The following is a 26,854-nucleotide window of genomic DNA, read 5'->3' on the forward strand; positions in this document are numbered from 1 at the left end:
AAGGGGATGCGCCATGGACCGCGCCGACCTCTTCCAACTGGGGATAGGTCTGGAGACAGGCGCCCATGCGGAAGACACCTGTAGCCTTAAGGCTGCAAACGATACTCGTGACATCTTCGACGAAGATCGCGAAGACCATTTCATCCGCAAGGATGGCAAGGTCTTTGCCGGCACGCATCTGATCATCGAGGTGGTCAATGGCCACGGCTTGGATGATGAAACACGCATTCAAAAAGCGTTCCGCGATTGCGTTGATGAATGCGGCGCGACGCTGCTGCATATTCATACGCATAAGTTCAGCCCTCAGGGCGTTTCGGGCGTTGCTGTGCTGGCCGAAAGCCACATCTCTGTCCACACGTGGCCGGAAATTGGCTATGGCGCGTTTGACGTGTTCATGTGCGGCGATGCCAACCCGTGGAATGCGGTGGGCGTTCTAAAGGCCGCCTTCGGCACCGACGACGTGCGCGTCAAGGAATTGCTGCGCGGCGACGGGCTGGTCACGGACGAGGCTGCGGCATGAGCGATTGGATCCGCGAACAGCTTCACCCACATTATGCCCAGTCGTTGAAGATTGACGAACTGTTGTATGACAGCGAAACCGATCATCAACGCCTGAAGGTGTTTCAAAACGGCACGTTCGGTCGAGTACTGACGCTGGACGATGTGGTGCAAACCACCGAGGGTGACAATTTCATCTATCACGAAATGCTGACCCATGTGCCGATCCTTGCCCATGGTGCGGCCAAGCGCGTGCTGATCATCGGCGGCGGCGACGGCGGCATGGCCCGCGAGGCGCTGCGCCACCAGTCGGTCGAACATGTCACTATGGTCGAGATCGACGCTGGGGTGGTGGATTTTTCCAAAGAATATCTGCCCATGCTCAGCGATGGCGCGTTTGACGACCCGCGACTGAACCTCGTTATCAACGATGGTGCCGCGTTCATGCGCGAAACGGATCAGAAGTTCGACGTGATCATCGTTGACTCGACCGATCCCATCGGCCCGGGCGAGGTGCTGTTTACCGACACGTTCTATGGCCATGCCAAACGTGCCCTGAACGAAGGCGGCATCCTGACCACGCAGAACGGTGTGCCCTTCATGCAGGGGGATGAACTGACCAACACCCTACGCGCGTTCAAAGCATTGTTCGCCGACTGGGGCTGTTACATGGCCACCATCCCAACCTATGCTGGCGGCCCGATGGCCTTTGGCTGGGGCACCGATGGGGCCGCGCGCTCTGTCACCTTGGAAGATCTGGAACTCCGTTTCGCCCAAGCCAACCTGACGACAGACTATTACACACCAGAGGTGCACAAGGCCGCGTTCGCCCTGCCCGCCTATGTGAAACGCCTGCTACCGTAACATTCCCATTCGCCAAATATCCCCGTCAGAGGCAGAGGTCAGATTGGACCTCACCCCTTTGGCCGGGGCTATTTCGGCGGGATCGAATAGGTCAGACTGGCGCGGGCCACCGGCTCTGCCTTGCCGTCAGAGAACATCATCGCGTCCCCAACCGCCAACACCCGGCCCAGCTTCAACAGCTTCGCCTCGCAGATCAGGTCTTTCCCGGCCTCAGGCTTGCGCATGAAGTCGATCGCGCAGTTCGTCGTCACGGCCAGCGCCTTTGGCCCAATCATCGCCAACACCGCCAGATAGATAGACACATCCGCAAGCGCAAACATCGATGGGCCGGAAACCGTGCCGCCGGGGCGTAAATGTTCTTCGCGCACGTTCAAACGAATCCGCGCGCGCATTGGGCCGACCTCTTCGACCGTGAAGTCGCCTTTCACTTGCGGAAACTCCGCGTCCAGAAACGCCTCAAGCGCCGGAACGTCCATCACTGGCTGCATATGTCTTTCCCCTCCGTCCTTTGCGGCCTAGAGTTTCTGCAAACGGGAGGAATGGCAAGATGACGGACGATATCCTTTTACGCACCGACAGTGATGGCGTGGCAGAGCTGACCTTGAACATGCCAAACCGCCTGAACGCCCTGTCAGATGCAATGCTGGCCGCGCTTCAGGCACAGATCGATCAACTGGCCACCGACCAGACCACACGCGCCGTCATCCTGCGCGGCACCGGCAAGGCATTCTGCGCAGGTCACGATTTGAAAGAGATGACAGCAGGCCGCCAAGCCGAAGATGGCGGAAAAGCCTATTTCGCCGATCTGTTCAACCGCTGCGCCAGCGTCATGACTGGCCTTCAACGCATCCCTCAACCCGTGATCGCCGAAGCGCACGGCATTGCCACCGCCGCCGGCTGCCAACTGGTCGCAAGCTGTGACATGGCGATTGCGGCCCATGGCACCAAGTTCGGCGTGAACGGGGTGAATATCGGGCTGTTCTGTTCCACGCCCATGGTCGCCCTGTCGCGCAACATCCCCCGCAAACACGCGTTCGAAATGCTGACGACGGGCAAGTTCATCGACACAGAAGCGGCCGAACGCCTTGGCCTAATCAACCGCGCCGTTCCCGCGGAAGACCTAAGCGCGGCGACCCGCGAACTGGCCCAAACGGTTGCCTCAAAGCTCGGCGCGGCGGTCAAGATCGGGAAAGAGGCGTTTTACGAGCAAATCCAGATGCCTGTCGATCAGGCCTATGCCTATGCGGGCGATGTGATGGTCCAAAACATGCTGTTCCGCGACACCGAAGAAGGCATCGCCGCCTTTCTAGAAAAACGCCCGCCGGAGTGGGAGCAATAGGCGCGCAGCAACCGATCCATTAGATCGTCCAGCCCTCCGGCAGCGTGGTCTTCATCCGCTGCATTGCCTCTTTGGCGTACTGCGATGTGTGGACAGAAATCGACCGCGCCATTTCAACGACGCGCACCCGGGCCTCGGGTGATGATCTTTCGAACTTGTCCGAGTTCATCGTCTCAAGACATTCATAGAGTTCTGAGACAGACCCAGAAAAGCGCATTATCGCTGCAACAAGCGAAGCAGGATAATCTAGATCTTCGATATTGATCCGCTGCAATACATTCGTGTCGCGCGACAGTACGAGCAAAGGGTGCCGCCCCGTTTGATTTGCGATGTCGATGAGTTCGTCCCAGGCAATGAACAAGTTCTCAATTGATTTGCTCGCCTCGGAAATCTCGACGTATATCGCAATCGACAGACTGCGGCGTTTCCGTCTGCGTTCCAGCCCGCTTTGAACCCGCGCATAAATGAATGCGATGGTTGCAGACAAAACAGCAAGAATTATGGACCACGCTGGGGGCAATCTTCGCTCCGCTTTTTGCTCAAGATACTGTTCTAATCGGCGTTGGGTAGAACAATCTTAAGCAGCGTGCCTTGCACAACACCCATAGGCTGCTGACAACCACCGAAAAGCGGCAGTTTGCGCAAGCGCAACAAGGGTTCATTTCTTTCCGCATCGAAGGTCGTCCGACCCGGAAAGAAATTCACCACAAAGGCTGCCCACGCCCGGTTCAAACCCCGTAAAGCGCACCGAACTTGGCATCGAGGTAATCCAACAGCGGCCCCTCGTTTGGTTCGAACCCACAGGCGCGTTCGATGACCTCTTTGGGTTCGTACAAGCCGCCATGGCGTTGCACGTGCTCTTGCAACCAGCCCGTCGCGGCTTCGGTGTGGCCGCGTGCCAGATCGTCGTCCAGCCCCGGTACAGCGCTGCGCATCGCAAGGTTTAGGCACCCGGCATAAACATTGCCCAGCGTATAGGTCGGGAAATAGCCGAACAGGCCGACGGACCAATGCACATCCTGCAACACGCCGTTCGAGGGTTTATCAACCGCCACGCCAAAGTCGTGTTCGAAACGGGTGTTCCAAGCGGCCTCTAGGTCATCAACCTCAAGCGAGCCGTCCATCAGTTTCCGCTCCAAATCAAAGCGCATCATGATGTGCAGGTTGTAATGCACCTCATCAGCCTCGGTCCTAATGTAACCGGAATGCACGCGGTTCACGGCGGCATAAAACGCATCCGCATCCGCAGCGCCGGCATCACCGAAAATCGTGGTCATCCGGCCATGCAGCCACCCGGTAAACGCGCGCGACCGGCCCAGCTGATTTTCATAGATACGGCTTTGGCTTTCATGCACACCCATCGACACGCCCGCGCCCAGCGGGGTCAGGCCGAATTCTGGCGCGATGTTTTGTTCGTAACAGCCGTGCCCAACCTCGTGGATTGTGGAATAGAGACAGTTGAACGGATCGCCTTCGTCCACACGGGTCGTGATGCGCACATCGGTGCCCGAGCCAGAACTGAACGGATGCACCGCTTTATCAATCCGCCCATGCTTGAAGTTATATCCGAAATGGCTGGCGACTTCCTGCGCCAGTTTCAACTGCCCCTCTTCGTCAAAGCGGCCGGTGATCCCGGCGGGGTTGCGGCCTGATGCCATGATCTTTTCGCGCAGCATCACCAGACGCGTGCGCATCCGGTCAAACATTGCGCCAATCTCAGCCGCCGTTGCGCCGGGTTCGTAATCATCCAGCAGCGCGTCATAAAGGTCACCGCCATCTGCCAGCGCCGCTGCCTCTTCGCGCTTTAGGCGCACGACCTCGGCAAGGGTTGGCAGAAAATGCGCGACGTCGTCTGCCGCGCGAGCCTCGGCCCAGATGCCTTGGGCTCGGCTTGTCACACGCGCGATTTCAGCGGCCAGCGTATCGGGCAGTTTGGTGGCGCGCGCGTAGGAGCGGCGGATATGGCGCATCTTGGCGGCCCCAACGGCGTCCAGCGCTGTATCGTCAATCGCCGCCAACCATTCGCCGATACGCGGATCGGTGCGCCGGGTGTGCAGAACGTTTTCCAACGCTCCCATCTCTTCGGCCCGTTGAGCGGCGGCACCGCGTGGCATCATGGTTTCCTGATCCCAGCCAAGGCGGCCCGCGACCTGCGCCAACGCCTCTGTCTCGTGCTGAAATGCCATCAGGTTTTCAAACGCGCTCATGCTGCACCTCTTACAGATTGCTCTGCGGGATAACCGGCCAGAAAACGGCCGCGAAGGATCAGTACCCACAGTATAATCGCGCCCAACTGGTGGAAGATCGCGATATGAAGCGGTGCCGAGTGCATGACCGTTACGATGCCAAGCACCATCTGGCCGAACATCATCACAGCCACCCAATCAAAGGCGCGGCGGGTTTTGAAGTTGCCGCTTTTGCGCGCGCGGTTCCAGACGACGATGCCAAAGATGAACAGCAGATAGCCCGCCATCCGGTGCATGAACTGCACCAGCCCGGCATCTTCAAAGAAGTTCCGCCACCAAGGGCTAAGCGCGAACATATCCGGCGGAAGGAACCCGCCCGCCATCAGCGGCCAGTCCACAAAGTTGCGCCCGGCGTCGATCCCGGCGACCAGCGCGCCCAGAAGGATTTGCAGAAACGCGAAATGCAGCAACCCGGTCGACATAGAGAACAGTTTAGCCTCCCGCCCACGGCGCGCTTGCAAAAGGTCCTTTTCTGACCGGCTAAGCTGCAGGATGAACCACCCGATGAAGCCAAGAATGACAAAGGCCAATCCAAGATGCGTCGCCAACCGGTACGAGGCCACATCCAGCCGTTCACCTGTCAGGCCAGATGACACCATCCACCAACCGATGGCCCCCTGAAGGCCGCCAAGCGCCCCAATGCCCAACAACCGAGGCGTCCAGCCTGTTGGAATCCGTTTGCTTAGCAGGAAGAACAGGAACCCAATCGCCCAGACCACGCCAACAAACCGGCCCAGCTGACGGTGGCCCCATTCCCACCAATAGATGAACTTGAATTCACTAAGGGTCATCCCAGCGTTCTGAAGCTGATATTCGGGGATCGTTTGGTATTTTTCGAACTCTGCGCCCCAGCTGTCGGCGCTCATCGGTGGCAACGCACCGGTCACAGGCTTCCATTCAGTGATGGACAACCCGCTATCCGTCAGCCGCGTCAGCCCGCCGACCAAAATCATGGCCGCAACCATGACGAACAAGACCATCAACCAAATGCGGATCGCGCCCCGCGCCCCGCGGTTCGCCCGATCAATAATACCGGCTTGCGCGACGGCAGGCTTGGCTTGGCCCGGCTCTACCTCTTCGAAGATACTGCGCTTGCTGCTCATGCGTTTCCCCTGTTCCTTCGTGGCGGACAGTAGGACGGCACTTACCGCCCATCAAGTCACTCGCCGCGTTCTTTCCAGCGCACCATTTGACGCAGTGCGCCGTGGAAGATTTGTACATCGGCGCGGGTCAGTGGCATCCGGCTCCACAGATTGCGCAGGTTTTGCTTCATCCCTTCGGCTTTTTGCTCGGGGAAAAAGAAACCAGCCTCGTCCAGCCGCTCTTCATAGTGATCGCCAAGTTTCTGAATTTCGATATGCGAGGCGAATTCGGTCTTCGCCATTTCGACCACCTCTGGCGCGACATCCACGTTTTGGCGGCGCCACTCATAGGCTGTCAGCAAAACGCACTGCGCAAGGTTCAGGGACGCAAAGTCCGGGTTCACCGGAACAGAGATGATCGCATTGGCCAGCGCCACATCGTCATTTTCCAAACCCGAACGTTCCGGCCCAAACAAAATCCCAACCTTTCGGCCTTCGCCAAGCAAGGCGCGCGTATGTTCCATCGCGCGTTCCGGCGTCATCACGGGTTTCGTCAGGCCGCGCGCACGTGCCGTCGTTGCGAACACATAATCGCAATCCGCGACCGCAGCGGCCGTATCGTCAAACAAGCCCGCCTCATCCAACAACCGCCCCGCCCCGCTTGCCATTGCGACGGCCTTTTGGTTGGGCCATCCGTCACGCGGATCGACAATGCGCATCCGGTCCAAACCGAAATTCCACATCGCGCGGGCGGCCCCGCCAATATTTTCGCCCATTTGCGGGCGGACAAGGATAACGGCGGGCTGAGGGGCTGAATTGGTCATGCATACACTTCAAGGATTGGTCCGGCGCGTGATACGCTGCACACACCCATGACGCAAGAGAGCGTGCCCAAGCATCTTTGCCCTTTGACAGAAACCGGCGGTGGAATTTGCCGCAACCATCCATGGAAAGTAGCCAAGGCGACAAATCCCCGGTATAGGGTCGCAAACCCCGCTAAGGAGCCCGCAAATGGCCGATATCGAGCGCCCGCAAATTTACCTGATCACCCCGCCGGAATTCGAACTGTCTGAATTCCCGGCCCGCCTTGCCAGCGTTCTTGACGCGCACGAGGTCGCCTGTGTGCGCCTTGCCCTTGCATCGCGTGACGAAGACCGTGTTGCACGCGCCGCAGATGCCCTGCGCGAAGTCACGCATGCCCGCGACATTGCACTGACAATCGAAGCCCACGTTCAACTTGTCGAACGCCTTGGCCTAGACGGCGTGCACCTGACCGATGGTTCACGCTCCGTCCGCAAGGTCCGGAAAGAGCTGGGCGCGGATGCGATCGTCGGTGCCTTTTGCGGTGCCTCGCGGCATGACGGCCTTATCGCTGGCGAAGCTGGTGCCGATTACGTCAGCTTTGGCCCTGTTGGCGACAGCACGCTTGGCGACGGCACCAAGGCCGAACCCGAACTCTTTGCATGGTGGTCCGAAGTTGTCGAAGTCCCAATCGTGGCCGAAGGCGCGCTTACGATTGAAACGATCCGCACCCTTGCACCTGTTTCCGACTTTTTTGGCATCGGCGAAGAAATCTGGAACACAGAAAACCCAAGCGAAACCTTGGGCGCAATGATCGCAGCGATGGAATAACGTTGATTGACGCCCCCGCCTGAGCGCCCACAAGGCGCGAGGCAAAAGGAATGGCCCGAATGGGCCTCAATTGACTAAGCCGAATACGGCAGCCCCGCCCGCACGGCGCTTTCACATGCCAGCGCCAATTCCTTGCGGTTTTCAAAGTCTGCCACCCTCAGCGCGGGGTGGTAGATCACTTCGACAGATCCCTGACGCCGTGCCGCCAGCGTTTTCAGAATATGCGGTCCGAATTCCATATCGCCCCACCAACCGTAATACCGCGCATCTTCGCCTTCAGGCGCGCGATAAACGACGGTCACCGGCTGAACATGTAGGAAATCCCGCAACTCGTCGCTGAAAAATGCCGCGAAAAGCGTTGATTTGAAGGGCAAGACCCGCATGCCATCCGTCGAGGTCCCCTCGGGAAAGAACAACAGCTTGTGCCCGGCCTTAAGACGCGCCTCAAACATTTCTTTTTGCTGTTTGGCTTCACGCGAATTGCGGTTGATAAACACCGTGCCCGTCGAACGCGCCAGCCAGCCAATCCCCGGCCATTTCGCAACTTCGGCCTTAGAGACAAAGTAAATCCGTTTGCGCGCATTAAGCGTAAAGATGTCCATCCAACTTGCGTGGTTGGCCACCACCGCACCGCGTTCGGCCATGATATGCCCGGTTACCTTGTAACGCATTCCCAGAATGACAAATGCCGCACGGCATACGAATTGGGTGATATGCGGCGTCACGGGGCGATGCAGGCCAAACAACGGGCGTTCGATAAGCCGGACAAGCAACAGAATCGCAAGACAGCCAAACGTCACCACGAACAGCGCCGTGCCGCGCAAGATTGCCCGCACCCAGCCCATCCACGAAATCTTTAGGTCCGCGGGCGGTGTGCCTTCCGTCCAAACCGGGCTCAACGTTTTGTACCTGCGGTGAACATCGCACGGCTTTTTGCATTCATACGCTCGGTGTCCATGATCAAGCACACATCGGTTGTGTTGAAGTCATGATCCACAAAGGCGCCCTCGCCTACGAAACCACCCAAGCGAAGATAGGCTTTGATCAAAGCCGGTGTCTGCAGCATCGCCTCTTTGCGATTGATCTGGTCGGGCGCGACGATGTTCATCGTTTGAAAATGTTCGGCCTGCGCACGAACCCTAAGCGCCTCTGGTGCCAAGTGGTGATGGTGCAAGTATGACAGCGGCAATTTCAGCGCGTCGATATCGGTGCCATGAAAGCTGGCAACGCCGAACAAGACCTCGATCCCGTGTTCAAAAACATAGGCCGCCAGACCGTTCCACAGATGATACATCGCCGTACCCCCGCGAAAATCGGGATGGACGCAGGACCGGCCCAGCTCCAACAGCTTGCGCCCGCTGGTTTTCAGCACCGTCAGGTCATATTCGGCCTCGGTGTAATAGGCACCGATCTGCACCACCTGATCAGAGCGCATCAACCGATAGACACCAACCACATGGTTGAACTGCTTTGGGTCACGGCGCGTGTCGATCAAGACCAGATGGTCATAGAACGGGTCGTATTCGTCACGCTCAAGCCGCGCGTCATGGTCGATCAGGTCGCCATCCCCGCCCAGCTCTTCAACGAAGACCTCATAGCGCAGCCGCTGTGCTGCCTTCAGATCATCGGGATCTGTGGCAAGCCGTATCTGAAAGTGTTCATCAAGGGGAAGCATGGGGGAAAGCGGCTGTCCGTTCCTGCCTTAGGGTGCGCGGGTTTTAGGCACAGCGGCGCGAATTTGCAACAGTGACAAATGACCCGCCATCGTTAACACATCATTAAGGTTGATATGAAATTAACAGATCATCCTTTAACGTGTTTCAGGAATCAAATACTGGTATGAGCTCGATCCTTGAACCGTCGATCACGACCTTGCCTTCGTGTTCAAAATTGACCGTTATTTTACCCCCAATATTTGACTGCACCTGTCCAAGCCCCCAATCGGGGCACGCTGGGTGGCGCACAAGTTGCCCCGGTTCCAACAGTGCATTCATCTCGCTCATCGCTTTTCCTTCGCTTTTAGGGGCCAATACGTGAAAGACGACGACCAACGCCCCGACCTTACAGCCTTGCTAGGCTCCCGTATTTGCCACGACCTTATCAGCCCTTTAGGCGCCATCGGCAATGGCTTGGAATTGCTTGGCATGTCCCAAAACAAGACCAGCCCCGAGATGGAGTTGATTTCGGAAAGCGTTCAAAGCGCCACGGCACGGATTCGTTTTTTCCGCATCGCCTTTGGGGCCAGCACAAAGGGACAGATCATCAACCGGGCAGAGATGGCAACGATTCTGGCCGACAGCTTTGATCCCCGGCGCATCACCCTTGCCCATGACCTGTGCAGCGCTATGCCCCGGCACGAGGTCAAACTTGCTGCCTTGCTATTGTTGTGCTTGGAAACGGCGCTTCCACGCGGCGGGCATATGACCGTTCAAAGCACTGCGAAAAGCTGGCACCTCACGGCAGGCGGCCCAAGGTTATCCGTCGACTCGCCGTTCTGGCGCGATCCCGCCGTGCCACTGATGACCGATGTTGCCGCGTCTGAAATTCACTTTGCGCTTGTAAGTGAGGCCGCCGAACGTGCTGAACGGCGGCCCCAAGTCTCTATCGAAGACAGCGGAATCGACATTCGATTCTAAGCCTGCCTGTGCGAGGTTAGCCCCGCACAGCACCATCGCCCAAAACGATGTATTTAAAGCTGGTCAGTTGCTCTGCGCCGACGGGCCCACGCGCGTGCATCTTGCCCGTCGCAATCCCGATTTCTGCACCCATCCCGAATTCGCCACCGTCCGCGAACTGGGTCGAGGCGTTGCGCATCAAAATTGCGCTGTCCAACCGGGTGAAGAACCGTTCGGCCACATCATCATCTTCGGTCATGATCGCGTCGGTGTGGTTAGACCCAAAGGTGCGAATGTGGCTGATCGCCTCGTCAACGTCGGCAACGACCTTTGCGGCGACATCCATGTCCAGATATTCGTGGCCCCAATCAGCCTCTGTAGCGGCCGTTGTTCCGGGAAGCTTTGCAAGCGTTTCATCTGCATGAACGGTTACACCAGCCTTAACCAATGCGGCGATCACTTCGCCGCCCCAAGTGTTTGCAACGTCTTTGTGCATCAAAAGGCATTCAACCGCGCCGCAAATCCCTGTTCGCCGGGTTTTGGCGTTCATGACGACGTTCAACGTCTTTTCACGGTCAGCTGCGGCATCGATATAGATGTGAACGATACCTTCAAGGTGGGCAAAAACCGGCACGCGCGCTTCGCGTTGTACAAGGCCAACCAACCCTTTGCCGCCACGCGGTACGATCACGTCGATATAATCGGTCATGCGCAACATCTCTGTCACGGCTTCCCGGTCGCGTGTCGGAACGCGCTGAATGGCATCTTCGGGCAACCCCGCCGCGCGCAAGCCATCCTGAAGGCAGGAATGGATGATGCCACTTGAATTGAAGCTTTCCGAACCGCCGCGCAGAATAACCGCGTTGCCAGCCTTAAGGCACAGCGCCCCAGCATCAGCCGTGACGTTCGGGCGGCTTTCATAAATCACGCCGATCACACCCAAAGGCGTGCGCACGCGTTTGATGTGGATGCCGCTGTCCATGTCCCATTCGGTCATGGTTTCGCCAACGGGGTCTTTTTGGTCCGCGACGGTCCGCAAGCCTTTGACCATCCCTTCGATCCGCGCTTCGTCCAGCATCAGCCGGTCAAGCATCGCGGGCGTAAGGCCCTTTTCGCGGGCCAATTCCATGTCTTTTGCGTTGGCGTCTACGATTTCAGCACGACGGGACCACACCGCATCCGCAGCCGCGTTCAAAGCAGCCACTTTCTTTTCGGACGGGGCAAAGCCCAACTCTGCGGCGGCAGCGCGTGCGCGTTTGCCGATGTCAGCCATCATCGAAGAGATGTTATCCATATCTTTCATAGTACCATATCGTCCCTGTGGATCAGCGCTGCACGTCCGGGATACCCCAGCAACGCTTCGATGTCACGGGACTGACAGCCCTTGATCGCCTGCGCCTCGGCGGCAGTGTATCGCGTCAATCCCTTACCCAGATTTGCCCCGTTCGGCCCCACGATGGAAACCGGCTCTCCGCGACCAAAGCTTCCAGTGACGCGCGTAACCCCTGCTGGCAAAAGAGAATTCCCTTTGTTCAACGCGCCAGCCGCCCCGGCATCAATTACGATTTCACCTTTGGGCTTCATCGCTGCGATCCAACGCTTGCGAGCCGCTTGCGGGTCTTCCATTGGCAAGAACCACGTGGCGTTTGCGCCGTCTTCAAGGGCTTTCAGCGGCCGCAGCACCGACCCTTCGGTGATCGCCATGGCACACCCTGCCCCTGTCGCGGTCTTGGCCGCCAACAGCTTGGTCTTCATCCCGCCTTTGGACAGGCCAGAACCGGCGTCGCCGGCCATCGCCTCAATCTCGGGCGTGATTTCTTCGATGACGTCAAAACGCGTGGCGTTCGGGTCAACGGCCGGGCTTGCAGTGTAGAACCCATCGACATCTGACAACAGCACCAACTGGTCAGCACCGACCGTCACGGCAACCTGCGCGGCCAGTCTATCATTGTCACCAAACCTAATTTCGTCCGTCGCGATCGTGTCGTTTTCATTCACAATCGGGACGACGCCAAGGCTGACCAATTGTTCCAACGTATTGCGCGAATTCAGATAACGACGGCGGTTTGCGCTGTCTTCCAGCGTTACCAACACCTGCGCGGTGGTGATGCCATGTGGGGCAAGCGCCTCTTCATAGGCGCGGGCAAGGCGGATCTGGCCAACCGCCGCGGCGGCCTGCGATTGTTCCAAGGCCAACGTCCCGGTGGGCAACCCAAGGGCGCTGCGCCCCAACGCGATGGAGCCTGAGGACACTAAGATCACATCGGTCCCCCGGCGCTTAGCCTCGGCTACATCTTCGGCCAGTGCGTGCAACCAATCAGCGCGCAAAGCGCCCGTTGAACGATCCACCAACAACGCCGAGCCGATCTTGATGACCAGCCGTTTTGCATCACTTAGGGTCGCCAAGGTTCGGGCTCCTCGCCAGCGGCTTTGATCCGCAGCTTATCTTCCTGAATTTCCGCCCGCACCGCGCGCAGGGTTTCGGTCAGGCCTTCGCCAGACACGCCCGACATCATCAATACCGAACCGCCAACGGCCGCTTCCAGCGCGGCCTTCTTTTCGGCCCGCTCTTCGTCATCCAGCGCATCGATCTTGTTCAGCGCGGTAACACGCGGCTTGTCGGCCAGATGACCGCCGTAGGCTTCCAATTCGTGGATGATCGTCTGGTAATCGTCCACAACATCTTCCGATGTGCCATCGATAAGGTGCAGCAATACCGAACAGCGTTCAACATGGCCCAAGAAACGGTCACCGATCCCGCGACCTTCGTGCGCACCGGCGATCAGGCCTGGGATGTCGGCCATAACGAATTCGGCATTATCAACGCCAACAACACCAAGGTTCGGGTGCAACGTCGTAAACGGATAATCCGCAATCTTTGGCCGCGCATTGGAAGAGGCCGCAAGAAAGGTCGATTTACCCGCGTTTGGCATACCCAAAAGCCCGGCATCCGCGATCAACTTCAGTCGCAGCCAAATTGTACGCTCGACACCCGGCTGGCCGGGGTTTGCACGTCGTGGGGCTTGGTTGGTCGACGATTTGAAGTGCAGGTTACCAAAGCCACCATTGCCGCCTTTGGCCAGCAACACGCGCTGTCCAACCTCGGTCATGTCGGCCAGAATGGTTTCCTCATCCTCGTCCAGAATTTCTGTTCCAACGGGCACGCGCAGCACAACATCGTCGCCGTCCTTACCGGTCCGCTGTTTGCCCATGCCGGGCTGCCCGGACTTGGCAAAGAAGTGCTGCTGATAACGGAAATCGATCAGCGTGTTCAGCCCATCAACCGCTTCGGCCCAAACGTCACCGCCGCCGCCGCCATCGCCGCCATCGGGACCCCCGTATTCAATATATTTCTCCCGCCGGAAGCTGATGCAACCGGAGCCACCGCCGCCAGAACGGATATATACCTTGGCGAGATCGAGAAATTTCATAACTGGGCCTCAAACTGGGATCGGTTCACGCGATAGAGGGAAACCGGCGCAGGCTCAAGCCTTGCCGCCGATCCGGCGACATCTTCGCCGGTTTTTTCAAAGCCAAGCTTGCGCAAAACACGGCCTGATGCGGGGTTATCATCAAAATGATCGGCAATCACGCATTCAGGCGCGAACCGCTTGAACACTGCACCCAGAAACGCCTGCATCGCCTCTGTTGCGTATCCCTGCCCCCAATGGGCGGTGCCAATGAAATACATCGTGCTGATCCCACGGGCAGCCGGCCCAATGCCGACAGTACCAATCACCGTGCCATCTTTCAGCGTAATTGCCAGCCGAAACCCCGGCCGCCCGCGCCAGCGCGACTGTTCAATCCAACGGCGGGCGTCTTCAATGGCCCACGGAGCGCGGATCGACATTAGCATTGGCGCAACCTCTTGGACGCCCGCGATGGCGCTCAGCACTTCTGCGTCGGCCTGAATGACCGGGCGAAGGGTCAGTCGCAGTGTTTCGATGATCAATGGGTTCAACGCGTGCCACTGCTCTGGCACAAGGGTCATCATGCGCCGCGTGTGGGCAACGCCCGTCGCACGGCAAGTCGTTTCGTCACTCTTGCCAGTATACCCGAATCCAAGCTTGTTCAGAACACGGGCAGACCGGCCATTTTCGGTGAAATGGTTAGACTGAAGCGGCACAGCCGACGGGTTGGCAAAATACGCGCCCAGCACGGCCTTGCCCGCCTCTGTCGCATAGCCCTTGCCCCAAGCGCGCCGCGCCAGCCAGTACCCGAACTCGTGTACGATACCCACAACACCCACGAAACCATCCGCATCGTGGATCCCCCAGACACGCCCGGCATTCCCTTCGTTCTTGGCAACAAAGACCTCTGCGTCATCGGCCGTATAAGGGTGTGGAAGGCGGGACATCCATCGCGCGACTTCCAGATCATTTGCCGCGCTGACAATCGCAGGAATGTCGGCGCGGCTGACAGGCTTAAGGGTCAGGCGCGGTGAAGTAATTGAAGAATTTTCCACCGCATACATAGGGGTTACACCTGTTTCTTAAGGTAGGTCCAAGTGGCCACCTTAGCGTTACGCGCGACAGAAAACGCCTCGGCGTCGCCAAGGTATTCGAAGCCTGCGTTGGTCAACACACGGGCAGAGCCTGCGTTATCCTGAAAGACTTCGGCAAAGACCGTCTTGCAGTTCAGCGGGTTCGCCTCAAGCAAGGCAGCGACGGCTTGCGACGCGATCCCGGTGTTCCAAAACGCGGGCGCGACCCAATAGCCGATTTCGCACTGCTCACGCTCCATCCGTTCTAACGAGATGACGCCAAGAACCTCAGAAAGGCCCTGTTCTGTGCCATCCATGACCCATACATCTTCTTTCCGGTCTTCGGCCAGCGACCGTGCGATGAACGCCTCCGTCGCGCCGGGTGGCAACGGGTGCGGAATAGACCGGGTAAACCGTGCAACACGTTCGTCCCCGGCATACATCTGCAAAAGGCCCGCGTCCGATTTGCGCACAGGGCGCAACCGAAACCGTTCTGTTTCTATTGTTTGTTGAGTCACTATTGAATCCATTTTCATGCCTTCCCTCCTCCGAAAAGCACATAACCAACGCTTGCAATTGTTAGGCCCGCAAGCACCCACATAAGTATTTGTTCCGATTTCCGCCCGGCAACAACACGGGCGATCCGTTCCCCTCCGAACGTCCAGATCGGGTGTAAAACGATCTGGCATAGCAAAAGACAGATGGCGATCGTCGCTGTGGCCTGCAAGGCAGAGGTGCCCGGCCCAACGAACTGCGTAAATCCGGCGGTGATCATCGCCCACGCCTTTGGGTTCAGCGGATGCACGATCAGACCGGCCGCAAAACCGGGTGGCGGACCAGCCGCGTCACCAACCGACAACCGCAGGTTCGCCACGCGCCACGCCAGCCAACAGATATAGGCCGCCGACACCCATTTCAGGGTTTCAAAAAGCCATGGCACCTGTTCAGACAACGCCAACAGGCCAAACCCCATCGGCCAAATGACCAACTGCTTGCCAAGCGCGACCCCAGCCACGAACGGCAGCGCGGGCTTTAACCCGTACCGCGCGCCCGTGGCCATCAGGGCAAGGTTCGCTGGCCCCGGCGTGCCGATCTGCGATGCGGCGAACACCATGAACGATCCGACTGCAACACTCATGCTGCGGCCTCTTGCGCCTTGGCCGCGTGCTTGGCGGCGGCTTTCAGACGCCATGGCGCGTCCCGCTCCCAGTCGCCAGCCATGATCGAACCGTATGGCAGGATCTCATCGACCAGTTCAGCCAGTTCGAACCGCTCCATCTGCTCGCGCACTTTCGCGGCGGGCTTATATGCCGACGGCAACTCAGAGATATCGACATTGCCAGAATAGAAACGAACATCCAGCCCCACGGTTTCGCGGGCAAAGATGTCGGCCTCGGCCTCATCGCCCATGGCACGTTTATGCGCCCCGCGCGACATGTTGCGCCCCGCCCCATGCGGAGCAAAACCCAAGTTGCGCGCGTTAGGCTCAGACCTAATCAACAACACCGGCTCGGCCATGTTAAGCGGCACAATCTGCACACCGTTGGTATCGGGAAGCATCTCGTCATCGATCGGCGTGGCGCCCTTGGCGTGATAGAACAGGTCACCTTTCCGGAACACGAAGTTATGTTCGTTCCAGAACCGTTCACGCACCTTGCCACCAGCAAAGATCGTTGCCGCCTGATGGATGCCGTTGTGGTTTGCCTTGGTCCATTTGCGGATCAACTGCAACGCAGCCCAATAGGCCTCTCCATCATTGGTATCGGCCGGGATCCAAGCGTTTTGTTTCAACACACCGTGCGCCAGCTTCTTGCGCCACGTTTCCGCACAGCGCATCCCAAGCTTGTACAGCCCCGCCCCCGGACCACGCGAACCGTGATGCGTGACCAGACATGTCGTGCCGTTGGCCTTGGACACACCGACATAGGCGAAGTGGTTTCCATCTCCCTGCGTTCCCAACTGTTCCTGGGCGGCTTGCAGGATCTTTTTGTCGTTCAGGAAAGGGTTTTCCCGAAACGCATCATAAAGATCCGGCGACATGGTATAGCGTTGGCCGTTCATCCGCCCGCCGGGGCCGAAATGCGTGGCCTTGTGCACCGCATCCAGAACCGTCTTGGGGTCGGAATCCTCAAACTCTGTCACCATGACCGAACAGCAGATGTCAGCCGAATGCATCCCCGGGTGGATCGCGTTTTCAGCAATCGCTACGCCGCCCACAGGGATCGTTCCTTTGGGCCCAGCCGGACACGCGTCAGGCATCACCGCACCACCGCGCAGCGTGGGCGTGCGCATTAGCACGTCCATCGTTTCGGTAACTTTGGCAAAGTTGTCTTCTTCGGCCTCTGTTTCGGCTTCCAGATTGATTTGATAGGCAGGCGCATCCTGAAGACGCAGCTTGGGCGCTGGTTTATTCTGCGCCACCCATTGTGCAAGCGCATCGCCGCTTAGATCAAGCGCGCGCACTTCTTCCAAAGCCTTGCCAAGGTCAGGGCCTTGCTCAAAACCAAAATCAATCAAATCCTTACCGGTAATCGTCATTGTACTAGTCCATTTTCCCTCGTTTCAAAAAAGACCGCAAAAATGCGGCTGAGATGAGACCGGACCCGAAAAAATAAATTGGGGGACCGGCCTGTGCCGATCCCCCTAATAACTTTAAACCTTGAGGTTTCGGCTTATTCAGCGGCCTCCGCCACCGGGAGAACCGAAATAAAGGTACGGCCCTTGAGGCCCTTGTGGAACTTCACGGCGCCTTCGTTGGTCGCAAAAATGGTGTGATCTTTGCCCATGCCAACGTTTTCACCCGGCCACCACTTGGTGCCGCGCTGACGCACGATGATGTTGCCAGGAATTACAGCTTCGCCGCCGTATTTCTTGACGCCAAGGCGACGACCGGCTGAGTCGCGGCCGTTACGGGATGAACCGCCTGCTTTCTTATGTGCCATCTGTCGTTACTCCTGTTCTGCTGCGAACTTGGCTGCTTGCTCCAGCCAGTTATCGCGTTCGATACGGCCTTTGAATGAAAGCTTGTCATCCATATAGGCGATCTCGTCTGCGGTCCAAGCGGCAACTTGGTCGAAGTGGAAAACGCCGTTTTCGTGCAACAGGCCTTCCAGTTTAGGACCAACACCCGAGATCTTTTTCAGATCGTCAGCTTTGCCACCACGTGCTTCAGTCAGCAGGTTGGCAGGCTTGGTGCCACCTTCGGATGCTGCAGCAGCAGGCGCTTCGGCCTTAGCAGCAGCTTTCTTTGGTGCGGCTTTCTTGGGGGCAGCTTTTGCAGCAGGCGCAGCAGCAGCGATCGCCGCAACAGAACCTGCACCAACAGCAGCTTTAACGCCGGACTTGTCGGCACCCTTTTCAAGAATGTCTGTCACGCGCAGAAGCGTCAGTTGCTGACGGTGACCCTTTGTGCGCTGCGAACCGTGCTTACGGCGGCGCTTAACGAAGTTAATCGTCTTGGGGCCTTTGATCTGTTCGATGACTTCAGCTTGAACGCCAGCACCATCAACGGTGGGCGTACCAACTTGGCCACCAACCATCAGAATTTCGTTGAACTGGATTGTTTCACCGGCTTCCGCCGCCAGTTTCTCGACACGCAGAACATCGCCCGACTGGACTTTGTACTGTTTGCCACCGGTCTTCAGGACCGCAAACATATGATCTTCCTTATTCACCCGCGTCATGTGGCCCCGCAATTAGCGGTGTTGGTGCCGAAGCGCCGTCTGACAGCGCGCCCCTTTGGGGACGATAGTTAACACATCCGCAAAGGCGGACCCCTTGCAGAGAAGGCGGCTTATCGTAGAAGATAGGTTTTAAGTCAACCCCGAAAGGCTGAACAATGTCCCTGCCCCGCTGGCTTTTGCCAACCTTGTTGTTGGCCGCATGCGCAGGCGGCGAAGCAAGTCATATTCCACATCCGCTTGCCCTGCCCGGCGCAGCAATCAGCACCGCGGTGGAGAACAGCGTTTATAACGCCAAACGAAGCAAAGTGAAGACGTTTGTAACCGCGCACTTGCCCCAGATTGAGGCCGAGATCATCCAAGGTGGCGGCCCCACTTTGACGCAGGCAATGGCGCTGGCCAAAGTGCCGGCGGATCGACAGCCCGAACTTGTTGCGCGCCTAGGCGAAGATATCGACCTTTATCGCGCAGACGCCGAAGCGCTTACCGTCGCGCTGATGGTGCATGGCAATTAGATATCTTGCCCCGCAATGAATTGCGCCGCGCCCAAGCCAAGCTCGCGAGAGATGGTACGAAACACAATGTCGAACCCTTCGAACATCGCGACATTCAACGCCCGCCCTTCTTTGGTTGCCGACGCATCAATATAGGCACGCAAATCCGCGTCATTCAGCGGCTGATATGCAAACGCCAGATACGAAAACAACCAGTCAGCTGTTTCGGCCCGCAGGTCTTCTTCTTGTGACCACACATCCGCAAGCATCTGCTCTTCGGTAACTTCGAACGGGAACGCCCCGCCATCGACAAGGCCTTGGAAAAAGGCAAAGTTCGCATTCAATCCACCGGCCACGTTCCACGAGATCAGCTCGTTCACCGCTTCGAACTCTTTCAGAACGTCCAGACGCGGATCCCCCTCAGAGCGCATTCTGGCCAGACGGTCCCGCCCAGCCTCATCCACGCCATCGTCAAGCATCGCCCGCCGAGCAGCGATTTCCAGCTCTACGATCTTCACGCCACGTTCGGACGAGAAAAATTCGATCAACGGGTCAAGGTCGGCGCTGTCCAGTTCGTCTTCCAGAACGCCAACCATCAAATCTTCCATCCGCTCTAGGTCATAGACGCTGGCGACCATCGCCTGCCAACGCGCGCCACCGCGCTCGGCAAACATCTCTGCCTCGATCTCGTCGCCATAGGCGGTGCCCTCTTGCACCATAATCTCAAGCGAATCTGAAAGACGCAGCGCATCCACCAATTCGACAAGTTTCGGCGATGGCTCCGCGCTCAGCGGTGACGCGAAAACCGCAGCGGCAAAGAAAAGAATGAAAGGTTTAAACATAGGATGCCCCAAAGACTTGTTGGCCTGAACGTAAGCTTCCGCCCCACCTTTTCCAAGGTAGAATGCCGTGTGAGCAAATAACGGCTTGCACCGCCCGCCGCTTGGCACTAAATCCCCCCCTCACAAGCCACTGGCCTGCGGAGAGGTGCCGGAGTGGTCGAACGGGGCGGTCTCGAAAACCGTTGTGGGTGCAAGCCCACCCAGGGTTCGAATCCCTGTCTCTCCGCCACAAGTCTTTGATTGCATTGCAATTATAAGATGGCATTACATACCACATTCCGAGCCAGTGCATGGTAGAGTCGGCATACTATGCCGTGTTTCCGCTCCACTGCATGCACCGACTATGCCGTTCCAGCACAGAATTATATCTCTTGGCCAAGCGATTTATCACTTCCAAAACGACGAAGCCCCGCCGTTTCCGGCGGGGCCTTCATCAGTCTGTTTCGGTTGGTATCAGAGGCCGACGTTGCCATCAGCTTCGGCAATCACCTGCTGCTCCTGTGACAGGTAGCGGAAGTAATAGCGCTCGGTTGTCTTCACGGATCCGTGCCCGATGTAGCGCTGCACGCGATAAACCGACCAACCTTCTTTAAGGCGCTCAATGGCAAACTTGTGGCGGATATCATGGAGGCGAGCGCCGAACTCGGTCTCTTGCGCATAATCCCAGAACATGTTGGCCGCGCTACGATAATAGCCATCCTCGGTCTTGTTCCAGAAGACATATGGCGACCGATTGGAGCGACGAATCTTCAACAGGATGTCGACCGCCTGCTGACGCAGAGTGATGGTCCGGATCTTGCGTCCCTTAGTGTGTCGCAATGTCAGTGTTACATGCCCCTCGACGGGTTTTTCTATGCCTTTCAGATCCGCCCATTTGATCATCGATATTTCTGTAACACGGCCCCCGGTTGCATCAAGGAATGCCGGGAAAACGGCGAGGGTTCCGGGTGCGCGCCGTCCGAGCTTTTGGATAGCCGCATCCGTGGGGAGCACGATGTCCGGCAGGCTTTCCTTCATTCCAGCCTTCTCGAATTGTAGAACTGGATTCATTTCGATCCAGCCCAGATTTTTGATATGACTCATGAGATGATTGAAAGCGGTGAGGTCGCGATTTATCGTCGCGACAGAAACTCCCGCATCCTTGCGCATAGCAACAAATTCCGAGATCGTTTTCAGGTCGATTTCCCATGCTCCGGCCGTCTCGATATCGTCGCCGCGCTCTTCGAAGACCTCTATTAAAGTCAGGCCAATCTGGCGCAGGCTTGTCTGATACCGTTTGCGGGTTTTTGCGGACCATCCATGGTCCGGGTCGAAATGCTTCAGGCTATCGTAGAAGCCTGTGAAGCCGGCATGAAAGAGCCAATCTGACTCGCCGCGCTCGGCCTTCCCTCTCAGTTCTTTGATCCGGTCTCGCGCTTTCTTTTCCGCGACCCGTTTAGAAGTTGTGCGAAGCGACTCTCTGTATTCTTTCCCGTCGATTGTGACGCGGAGGTAGTAATTTTTGCTGTTGCGGGGAGTGTAGATGTTGTTTGCCATTTGTTTCCTTTTGTGAGCCAAAGAGCGAGCAGATCCTGATCGAAGGTCCAAATCTCGCCGTGCTTAACTGCGCCGGGAATTTTTTGCTTCGACGCGAGCTCTGTGATTGTCCGACGCTTCAATCCCGAGAGTTCGACAACTACGTCGACCCGCACCCGCGGCTTCATGTCAGCCAAGACGGGTATTGCGTCTTGGAATGATCCCGTTGATGCTTTGGTCACGTGTCTGCCGCCTTCCTGTAGCCGCCAGCGATCCCGGCGGCAGGTCCTTCTCAGGACCTCATTGGTGTCGAAGATAAGATTGGGTTCATCTCTCTTCGACGAGTCGCAGAACGCGGCCAAATTCAGTCAATTTCTTCACTTGGCGAATGTAGTTAATTGATTCCGTTAGATTCTTTTTTGCGACACAAGACATGCTTTCTGATGATTGGCCTGCCTTTGGGCAGAAATAGGAGGAAGTCCGTTTCTGCTACCCGCAGCGAACCGGCCGAGTACAACATCCATAGCGATCCGGGCTAAGAAAGACTTGGCTCTCCGATAAAGATGAAAGAGCCCCGCATCCGGGCCTCGCGCGGCTCCCCTCCCCCCTGGCCGAGACGACCTCTGGCCAGGGAAGTAGACCTGATCGAAGTTCACCTAAGCAACTTTCGACGTCATCCACCGAATCGCCGATTTACGATGCGCTCAGCTGTAAGGCGATGCTCCAACACTAAAAGCATCTCGCGAAGAACGCGTAGATTGCCGAGACATCCTGAGATATGAGCGCCGCGCGGGGTCAGTATCCGCTCGTGTACGACAGTGCCGATCGCGCCCTCTTCCGGATCGTTGCGCCCATGAAAGACTGGCACGATGTCCTGGGTTTCCCGATCGAGCTCCTCGACGAGGATCGAGACTACGTGATCCAGCGCCTCACACCCATCGTGTCGAAGCAGTCTGTCCTCGGAAAGGCTGTCCATGGATCGTCGGATCGCGTGCTGGTTTTGGCTTGCCCCCGCTACCTCTGCCGACGTTGCCACGTCCGTGACATGTCTGATTTTTTCGAGGGATCGCGCGCAGAGCTCCTCAAGGGGCATCGTGTGGAAAAAGTTCTTCATGACCTACTCCCGGTCTCACCGTGGCGAAATGCCAAGGCTTCAAGACGCCGGCCGAAAGGCCGGCAGAACGGTCATGCCGCAGAGAGATCAAATGTCTCGCGTTGGACGACGTCGCAGGCCGGATGCTCTTCGGCAATTGCGACGAGTAGGTCGAAGAGCCGGTCGGCCACGAGACAGACCTCCTCAACACTTGGGTCCAGAAGATCAAGCGCCATGAAACGCGAGGTTTCCTCACGCTCTGGATCCCCGACAAAATCCAGCATGAGCAACCTGTGTAGCCAGACAAGTTCATGCTTGAGTGATTTAGAGAGGACTGCGCTTTCGGCGATATTCGAATACAGTCGCAAGCAGCGGCGATGCGCGGCCGGTCCGCCGAGAATTGTGACGGCGTTCAATATCGCCACACCACATTCATGGAAAAAATCTCTGGTTAGTTCGAGTGCGTGGTCGTTCCCCGCTGTCCGCAACAAAACTGATTGAATAGACATATGATACCTCCAATTTGTGCCGCCGATCATGGCGATCAAAACCCCGGGAGAGCCTCCTTTTGATTTCCAGGGTGGTTGCGCCGGTGTTCAGGTAGCAGCAGAGATTTTCACGGCCGGCGGGTTTCTTTATCTCTTCTGAGGCACTGCATTTTGTCTGCCGCGCTCTCGCGAGAAGGGGCGCGGCAGACAAAAATGCTGTCCGATCTAATTTTTCATGTTTATTCAAGATTTGCCGTAGGCCGTTCTCTACGGTCACTCACCAATTTGTGTCCTTTTAGACCCGCAGCGATAGCCAGGATGCAATGGAGCGGTGGTGGGGATGAACTGAAACTACAGCGGGGATTGCCAAGTGGGTGCCATTTCACCAAGAAATCATATCATGCTAAATTTTCTGCCCTCGCAGTCAGGCAGACCAAAGATCAAGGACGATCGTTCTTGTTGCTATACTGCCTGTGCGATCTTCTGCCGATCCTTTTGCCAGGCGCGGACTGCGGCCTCGCTTTCACACTCAGTTGAGTATTCATCGCCCGCCTCGAGTGTCCCGTGGCCGAGATGCGTCGAGATGACTCGTGCGGCATTCTCCGGATCGTGCCTGCGCATGTAGTCCGCCGCGAGGGTCCGCAGGTCATGTGAAGGCACCCCGAGGGCCGCCTTGATCCGTTCACTCGGCCAATTTGCAGGCCTGGCCACATCAGACAGTGTCAGCCAGTTTTTGCCGACAACCTCTCGATAGCGCATGTGGATAAATCTGTTTGGCCGACCGCACAGAATGAGCTCATCAAGGATTTCACCTATCTCCGGCCAGAGTTCGCCAGCTTCTGTTGTCCTGCCGGTCTTTCCCTGGTTCCACACGAGATGCCAAGTTCCATCCTTCTCGCGCCACAGATCGCTGCCAATGGACCAGCGTGACATGTCCCCGGTCCTTGCAGGCTTGTTCATATCAACAGCACAGCATGCCACAGTCTGTAGCAGCAGCTCCTTGCGCGCTGAATGATCCGGCAACAGATCGGCTTCTAAAAGCAGATCGCCGATGACTTCGGCGATGTATTCAAATCCGCCCTTCTTCATCAGATCGCTTATGCGGGCGACCTTCAGCTTATCGCCCGATTGTGCCTCATGTCGTAGAGCTTCGCGCATGTAACGCATGCCATCGAGAGACTCGGCATCGACACCGCCAAGTCTGCCAAGAGCAATGAGGCCCTCAAGGTAATTGGCGATCGTGACCGGCCTGACGTTCGACTCACCGGCTCTGAAGGCCTCCCCGAGACAATATGCGGTATAGAATGTCAGGCGTTCATCCGCGCCGCCCGAATTAACGATCTGGGCGCAGCGGGAGATGGAAGCGACATATCGTTCTCTGGAAGAGGCCTTGATCCGGGACCGGCGCAATGAAGGATACATGGCCTGCCAGGAAGTCGGCCATGATGCAATGAGAGATTCCTCGGAGGGCGTGTGTTGGGCGTGGGCGGGTGTCTTGCCCGGACGCCTTGCATACCATTCCGCCCGCACCTGGCGCGCCGCCGCAGTCGAAACATCGGGCGCATGACGATCGAGCGCCCGCAGCAGGGTCGCCAAGGTGCTCTCGGAGGCGGCAGCGGCCCGGAAACTTTCCTCTCCTGGGGCCTCGATCGGCTCATGGCGTTGCTTTACGATCGCAAAGAAGCGCCCGATCACGGCAGCCGCGCCGGGCGCGAGACTGTCACGGTTCTCGAGCATGTCACGCCGGATAGAGGCCGGAACCGGCGCAAGGTGTTCTTCGATGGTTTTCCTGCGTGTCATTTGGCGAGTTTCCTTTTCATTTTCTTGAATAAATCAGGGTGATGCGCGAGGAGCGCCTGACGCACCTCTGTTGCGGCAGCCTGGCCGCTGTCACACCCATAGTGCTTCCGGACGGTTTCTTCGGTATCACCAAGAATTGCCGCGGCTTTTGCGTAATTGCCCGGCTCCAGGGCGAGGACCAAGGTGGCGACGGCGTGGCGGCATTGATGTGGGGTCAGGCCAAGTCCAAGATTTGCGTCGCCAAGGGCCCACATCTCGGCCATCGTCGAAGGCGAAACGCAGCCCGCTGGAAGAGATACTTTGTCTTTCACAAGGCGGGGCGATGCCTTCCCTGGAAAAAGATACGGGCTGTCCGGAATTCTTCTTAACTCGACAAAGCGGGCACGCAGCTCATTTTGCCATTTCCAGAGGATCTCGGCATCGGCGTCCAAGACCGTTATGACTACCTTGATATCATTTTTGATTTCACCCGGTAAAAACGTGAGTTCAGCCTTCTTTTTGTCCCGGATCCAGACAATGTTGCCGGGGCTGCCGGGGGCGCCGCGATGGCGAACCCGGATAATGTTGGATGTTCGCAGTGGCCGGGACAGCTGAATCGCTTGCATTGCCGCCGCCGCGTATAGGCGCAATGCCCGGTCCTCGGCATCCTCATCAGAGTTGGCCTTGGCGTGTGCGATATCCGCCATCGCCTGGTCGGCGAGCGAATATGGCCCACGCACAAACTTCGCAGCGATTTGCGGATTGTCGCGCAAGACCTTGCAGGTATGTTCGGCTTCGTCCGTCATCTGCTTCGGCGTGACGATGTATTCCCAATAGCTGATCTTCATCAGGTCGATGAGTGCAACGATGTCCGGGCGGCACAGACCATGTCGTGCCACCGTTCGTAGGTTTGTAAGCCGCCCGTTGAGCGTCTGCGATAATTTCGGATCCTTCAGTGTCAGGGAGTTTGTCGACCGCTGAATCTGATCTTCGCATGCGCCTTCCAGGTTTTCGCGTGTGATCAGATCAGCCAAGGTAGTCAGGGTTTCAGGCCTTTCTCGATCATCGACCGCGCGCCAGAGCCATGTCACAGCATTCCGGTAACCTGATAAGGCTGCAGTAGGATTGTCGATTTTTCTGCGGCGAGTCTTCGCGTATGCATTGACCTCGGCGAGGACAGCCTCAGGATCTTCGCCCGCCTCGAGGCGTGCTTTGACCTGCGCTGCTCGGTCCTCTGGTTTTGCAAGTGTCTGCTGGAACACCGCCTCAATATCTGCACGCAGAGCTTCGGGAAGCCACGACCACAGAATGCGACGCGCACGATCCGGCGAGCCGGGAAGCTTGAAGCCGACCGACGGCAAGAGGCCCCGAACTTCAGGAAGAACATTCTGCAAGGTGATGAGCTGATTGATCAGCTTGATGCCCTTATTGATCGACTTCCTGACCTTTGGGGTTGCTTCTCCGGCCACGCGGTCAATCTCTTCCTGCGACAACCCCAGCGGACTGGTCCGACATCTCGCACGGAGCGAGAAAAGCGACTTGTGCTTGCCAGTCGGAAAGATCGCGCCGCGAGCCGTGAAGCCTTCATTTTCTTCGACCACCGCGATAACGCGATCCCATTGTTCACGCCCAATCTGCGGCACGACCATGGCATGGGCCTCGTGAAACCGAACCAGCAAGGCCCGAACGCGAGAGTTGCCGCGCCGGCGGGCTTTTTCAGGATCTTTCGACTTTGACACGACACCGTAGGATGTCGGCGCGATCACCTTGTCAAAGTGAACCAAGTCAGCCGGTATCAGACCGATATCATCGTCGATCATGTTCATCCGTGCCGGAATTTTGTTGAGTTCGCGGATTGCGTCGTAGGATTCATCGTTGGCTTCTGCCCAACTCAGGACCTCACCCAACCAATAGTCCTTTGCCTGGCAAATCGAGGCCGTTGTATGCATTGTCATTTTTGATCTCCTCATCGCAAGGCACCTACGCTGCGCCTTCACGAAGAAAGGCGCGGCGCAAGGGCCTCGTCATGTCACTGTGGCTTCAGGAATTTGGAGATCGTTCCGGAAGGAGCGTTTTGCACATGTTGTCGCAATTTTTTTGCTTTTTGCATTCACGCCCGCCAACATAACGCCAATTTATGTTTGGGGATGTATGTGCGGCTGACGTGGAAGTGTCGCTCGTGTCCGAAAAACCGATATGCTATC

Annotated in this window: 29 protein-coding genes and 1 tRNA gene; 7 read left to right on the forward strand and 23 right to left on the reverse strand. The window is 57.5% G+C overall.

Going from position 1 to position 26,854, the window contains the following annotated elements:
• Nucleotides 1-13: 13 nt before the first annotated feature.
• A complete protein-coding gene (gene speD / locus COL8621_RS08370; protein WP_093966785.1) occupies nt 14-520 on the forward strand; it encodes an adenosylmethionine decarboxylase in 507 nt (168 codons plus the stop codon).
• On the forward strand, nt 517-1,362 hold the full coding sequence (speE, locus tag COL8621_RS08375) for a polyamine aminopropyltransferase (RefSeq protein ID WP_093966786.1): 846 nt from the start codon (nt 517-519) through the stop codon (nt 1,360-1,362). Before speD ends, speE begins: the two co-directional genes overlap by 4 nt.
• A gap of 68 nt (nt 1,363-1,430) precedes the next feature.
• Here the strand turns inward: speE and COL8621_RS08380 are convergent, their stop codons facing one another.
• Complete coding sequence (locus COL8621_RS08380) at nt 1,431-1,850, reverse strand: PaaI family thioesterase (protein ID WP_093966787.1); 420 nt, start codon at nt 1,848-1,850, stop codon at nt 1,431-1,433.
• A gap of 59 nt (nt 1,851-1,909) precedes the next feature.
• Between COL8621_RS08380 and COL8621_RS08385 the strand changes: the two genes are divergently transcribed.
• Complete coding sequence (locus tag COL8621_RS08385; protein WP_093966788.1) at nt 1,910-2,701, forward strand: enoyl-CoA hydratase; 792 nt, start codon at nt 1,910-1,912, stop codon at nt 2,699-2,701.
• 19 nt (nt 2,702-2,720) lie between these two features.
• Here the strand turns inward: COL8621_RS08385 and COL8621_RS08390 are convergent, their stop codons facing one another.
• From COL8621_RS08390 to COL8621_RS08410, 4 genes are all read right to left on the reverse strand, one after another.
• On the reverse strand, nt 2,721-3,221 hold the full coding sequence (locus COL8621_RS08390) for a hypothetical protein (RefSeq protein ID WP_141137860.1): 501 nt from the start codon (nt 3,219-3,221) through the stop codon (nt 2,721-2,723).
• 208 nt (nt 3,222-3,429) lie between these two features.
• On the reverse strand, nt 3,430-4,908 hold the full coding sequence (locus COL8621_RS08400; RefSeq protein ID WP_093966791.1) for a carboxypeptidase M32: 1,479 nt from the start codon (nt 4,906-4,908) through the stop codon (nt 3,430-3,432).
• Nucleotides 4,905-6,050 (reverse strand): heme A synthase, encoded by a 1,146-nt coding sequence (ctaA, locus tag COL8621_RS08405; protein ID WP_093966792.1) that lies wholly within the window; start codon nt 6,048-6,050, stop codon nt 4,905-4,907. The genes COL8621_RS08400 and ctaA overlap by 4 nt, the downstream gene beginning before the upstream one ends.
• Before the next feature lie 56 nt (nt 6,051-6,106).
• Nucleotides 6,107-6,853, reverse strand: coding sequence for an RNA methyltransferase (locus COL8621_RS08410; RefSeq protein WP_093966793.1), 747 nt, complete (start codon nt 6,851-6,853; stop codon nt 6,107-6,109).
• A 187-nt stretch (nt 6,854-7,040) separates the two neighbouring features.
• Between COL8621_RS08410 and COL8621_RS08415 the strand changes: the two genes are divergently transcribed.
• Nucleotides 7,041-7,661, forward strand: coding sequence for a thiamine phosphate synthase (locus COL8621_RS08415; protein WP_093966794.1), 621 nt, complete (start codon nt 7,041-7,043; stop codon nt 7,659-7,661).
• A 74-nt stretch (nt 7,662-7,735) separates the two neighbouring features.
• Here the strand turns inward: COL8621_RS08415 and olsA are convergent, their stop codons facing one another.
• The 3 genes from olsA to COL8621_RS08430 form a co-directional block, all read right to left on the reverse strand.
• Nucleotides 7,736-8,560, reverse strand: a complete 825-nt coding sequence (gene olsA / locus COL8621_RS08420) for a lyso-ornithine lipid O-acyltransferase (protein WP_503092184.1) — start codon at nt 8,558-8,560, stop codon at nt 7,736-7,738.
• Nucleotides 8,557-9,336 (reverse strand): L-ornithine N(alpha)-acyltransferase, encoded by a 780-nt coding sequence (gene olsB, locus COL8621_RS08425; protein ID WP_093966796.1) that lies wholly within the window; start codon nt 9,334-9,336, stop codon nt 8,557-8,559. Before olsB ends, olsA begins: the two co-directional genes overlap by 4 nt.
• A 145-nt stretch (nt 9,337-9,481) precedes the next feature.
• Entirely contained in the window at nt 9,482-9,664 is a 183-nt protein-coding gene (locus tag COL8621_RS08430) for a DUF3553 domain-containing protein (protein WP_093966797.1), read from the reverse strand.
• A 30-nt stretch (nt 9,665-9,694) separates the two neighbouring features.
• Here COL8621_RS08430 and COL8621_RS08435 point away from each other — a divergent pair, with 30 nt between their 5' ends.
• Nucleotides 9,695-10,297, forward strand: coding sequence for a histidine phosphotransferase family protein (locus COL8621_RS08435; protein ID WP_093966798.1), 603 nt, complete (start codon nt 9,695-9,697; stop codon nt 10,295-10,297).
• A gap of 16 nt (nt 10,298-10,313) precedes the next feature.
• Here COL8621_RS08435 and COL8621_RS08440 read toward each other — a convergent pair whose 3' ends face one another.
• The 9 genes from COL8621_RS08440 to COL8621_RS08480 all read right to left on the reverse strand — a co-directional run bounded on the left by COL8621_RS08440 (nt 10,314) and on the right by COL8621_RS08480 (nt 18,415).
• Nucleotides 10,314-11,579 (reverse strand): glutamate-5-semialdehyde dehydrogenase, encoded by a 1,266-nt coding sequence (locus COL8621_RS08440; protein WP_093966799.1) that lies wholly within the window; start codon nt 11,577-11,579, stop codon nt 10,314-10,316.
• Nucleotides 11,576-12,682, reverse strand: coding sequence for a glutamate 5-kinase (proB, locus tag COL8621_RS08445; protein WP_093966800.1), 1,107 nt, complete (start codon nt 12,680-12,682; stop codon nt 11,576-11,578). Before proB ends, COL8621_RS08440 begins: the two co-directional genes overlap by 4 nt.
• On the reverse strand, nt 12,670-13,707 hold the full coding sequence (obgE, locus tag COL8621_RS08450; protein WP_093966801.1) for a GTPase ObgE: 1,038 nt from the start codon (nt 13,705-13,707) through the stop codon (nt 12,670-12,672). Before obgE ends, proB begins: the two co-directional genes overlap by 13 nt.
• Nucleotides 13,704-14,750: a GNAT family N-acetyltransferase gene (locus COL8621_RS08455; RefSeq protein WP_093966802.1), complete on the reverse strand. Its 1,047-nt coding sequence runs from the start codon at nt 14,748-14,750 to the stop codon at nt 13,704-13,706. Before COL8621_RS08455 ends, obgE begins: the two co-directional genes overlap by 4 nt.
• 5 nt (nt 14,751-14,755) lie before the next feature.
• Nucleotides 14,756-15,295 carry a GNAT family N-acetyltransferase gene (locus tag COL8621_RS08460; RefSeq protein WP_093966803.1) on the reverse strand — a complete coding sequence of 180 codons (540 nt, stop codon included), beginning with the start codon at nt 15,293-15,295 and terminating at the stop codon, nt 14,756-14,758.
• Entirely contained in the window at nt 15,292-15,897 is a 606-nt protein-coding gene (locus tag COL8621_RS08465) for a LysE family translocator (RefSeq protein WP_093966804.1), read from the reverse strand. Before COL8621_RS08465 ends, COL8621_RS08460 begins: the two co-directional genes overlap by 4 nt.
• Nucleotides 15,894-17,297: an RtcB family protein gene (locus COL8621_RS08470; RefSeq protein ID WP_093966805.1), complete on the reverse strand. Its 1,404-nt coding sequence runs from the start codon at nt 17,295-17,297 to the stop codon at nt 15,894-15,896. The genes COL8621_RS08465 and COL8621_RS08470 overlap by 4 nt, the downstream gene beginning before the upstream one ends.
• Before the next feature lie 134 nt (nt 17,298-17,431).
• Complete coding sequence (gene rpmA, locus COL8621_RS08475; protein ID WP_093966806.1) at nt 17,432-17,701, reverse strand: 50S ribosomal protein L27; 270 nt, start codon at nt 17,699-17,701, stop codon at nt 17,432-17,434.
• 6 nt (nt 17,702-17,707) lie between these two features.
• A complete protein-coding gene (locus COL8621_RS08480; RefSeq protein ID WP_093966989.1) occupies nt 17,708-18,415 on the reverse strand; it encodes a 50S ribosomal protein L21 in 708 nt (235 codons plus the stop codon).
• 182 nt (nt 18,416-18,597) lie between these two features.
• Between COL8621_RS08480 and COL8621_RS08485 the strand changes: the two genes are divergently transcribed.
• Nucleotides 18,598-18,954 carry a hypothetical protein gene (locus tag COL8621_RS08485; RefSeq protein WP_093966807.1) on the forward strand — a complete coding sequence of 119 codons (357 nt, stop codon included), beginning with the start codon at nt 18,598-18,600 and terminating at the stop codon, nt 18,952-18,954.
• Here COL8621_RS08485 and COL8621_RS08490 read toward each other — a convergent pair.
• Entirely contained in the window at nt 18,951-19,775 is an 825-nt protein-coding gene (locus tag COL8621_RS08490) for a DUF2059 domain-containing protein (protein WP_093966808.1), read from the reverse strand. The genes COL8621_RS08485 and COL8621_RS08490 overlap by 4 nt on opposite strands.
• A gap of 139 nt (nt 19,776-19,914) precedes the next feature.
• On the opposite strand from COL8621_RS08490, the gene COL8621_RS08495 reads away from it, so the two are divergent.
• Nucleotides 19,915-20,004: transfer RNA gene (locus COL8621_RS08495), tRNA-Ser, on the forward strand.
• 224 nt (nt 20,005-20,228) lie between these two features.
• Here COL8621_RS08495 and COL8621_RS08500 read toward each other — a convergent pair.
• The 5 genes from COL8621_RS08500 to COL8621_RS08520 form a co-directional block, all read right to left on the reverse strand.
• A complete protein-coding gene (locus COL8621_RS08500; RefSeq protein WP_093966809.1) occupies nt 20,229-21,311 on the reverse strand; it encodes a tyrosine-type recombinase/integrase in 1,083 nt (360 codons plus the stop codon).
• Between the two features lie 652 nt (nt 21,312-21,963).
• Nucleotides 21,964-22,404 carry a hypothetical protein gene (locus tag COL8621_RS08505; protein WP_093966810.1) on the reverse strand — a complete coding sequence of 147 codons (441 nt, stop codon included), beginning with the start codon at nt 22,402-22,404 and terminating at the stop codon, nt 21,964-21,966.
• Between the two features lie 71 nt (nt 22,405-22,475).
• Nucleotides 22,476-22,892, reverse strand: a complete 417-nt coding sequence (locus COL8621_RS08510; protein WP_141137861.1) for a hypothetical protein — start codon at nt 22,890-22,892, stop codon at nt 22,476-22,478.
• A gap of 441 nt (nt 22,893-23,333) precedes the next feature.
• A complete protein-coding gene (locus COL8621_RS08515; RefSeq protein ID WP_093966812.1) occupies nt 23,334-24,671 on the reverse strand; it encodes a hypothetical protein in 1,338 nt (445 codons plus the stop codon).
• Nucleotides 24,668-26,605 carry a site-specific integrase gene (locus COL8621_RS08520; RefSeq protein ID WP_141137862.1) on the reverse strand — a complete coding sequence of 646 codons (1,938 nt, stop codon included), beginning with the start codon at nt 26,603-26,605 and terminating at the stop codon, nt 24,668-24,670. The genes COL8621_RS08515 and COL8621_RS08520 overlap by 4 nt, the downstream gene beginning before the upstream one ends.
• Nucleotides 26,606-26,854 lie beyond the last annotated feature (249 nt).

The sequence above is a fragment of the Actibacterium lipolyticum genome (assembly GCF_900184935.1).
GTDB classification, from domain to species: domain Bacteria; phylum Pseudomonadota; class Alphaproteobacteria; order Rhodobacterales; family Rhodobacteraceae; genus Actibacterium_A; species Actibacterium_A lipolyticum.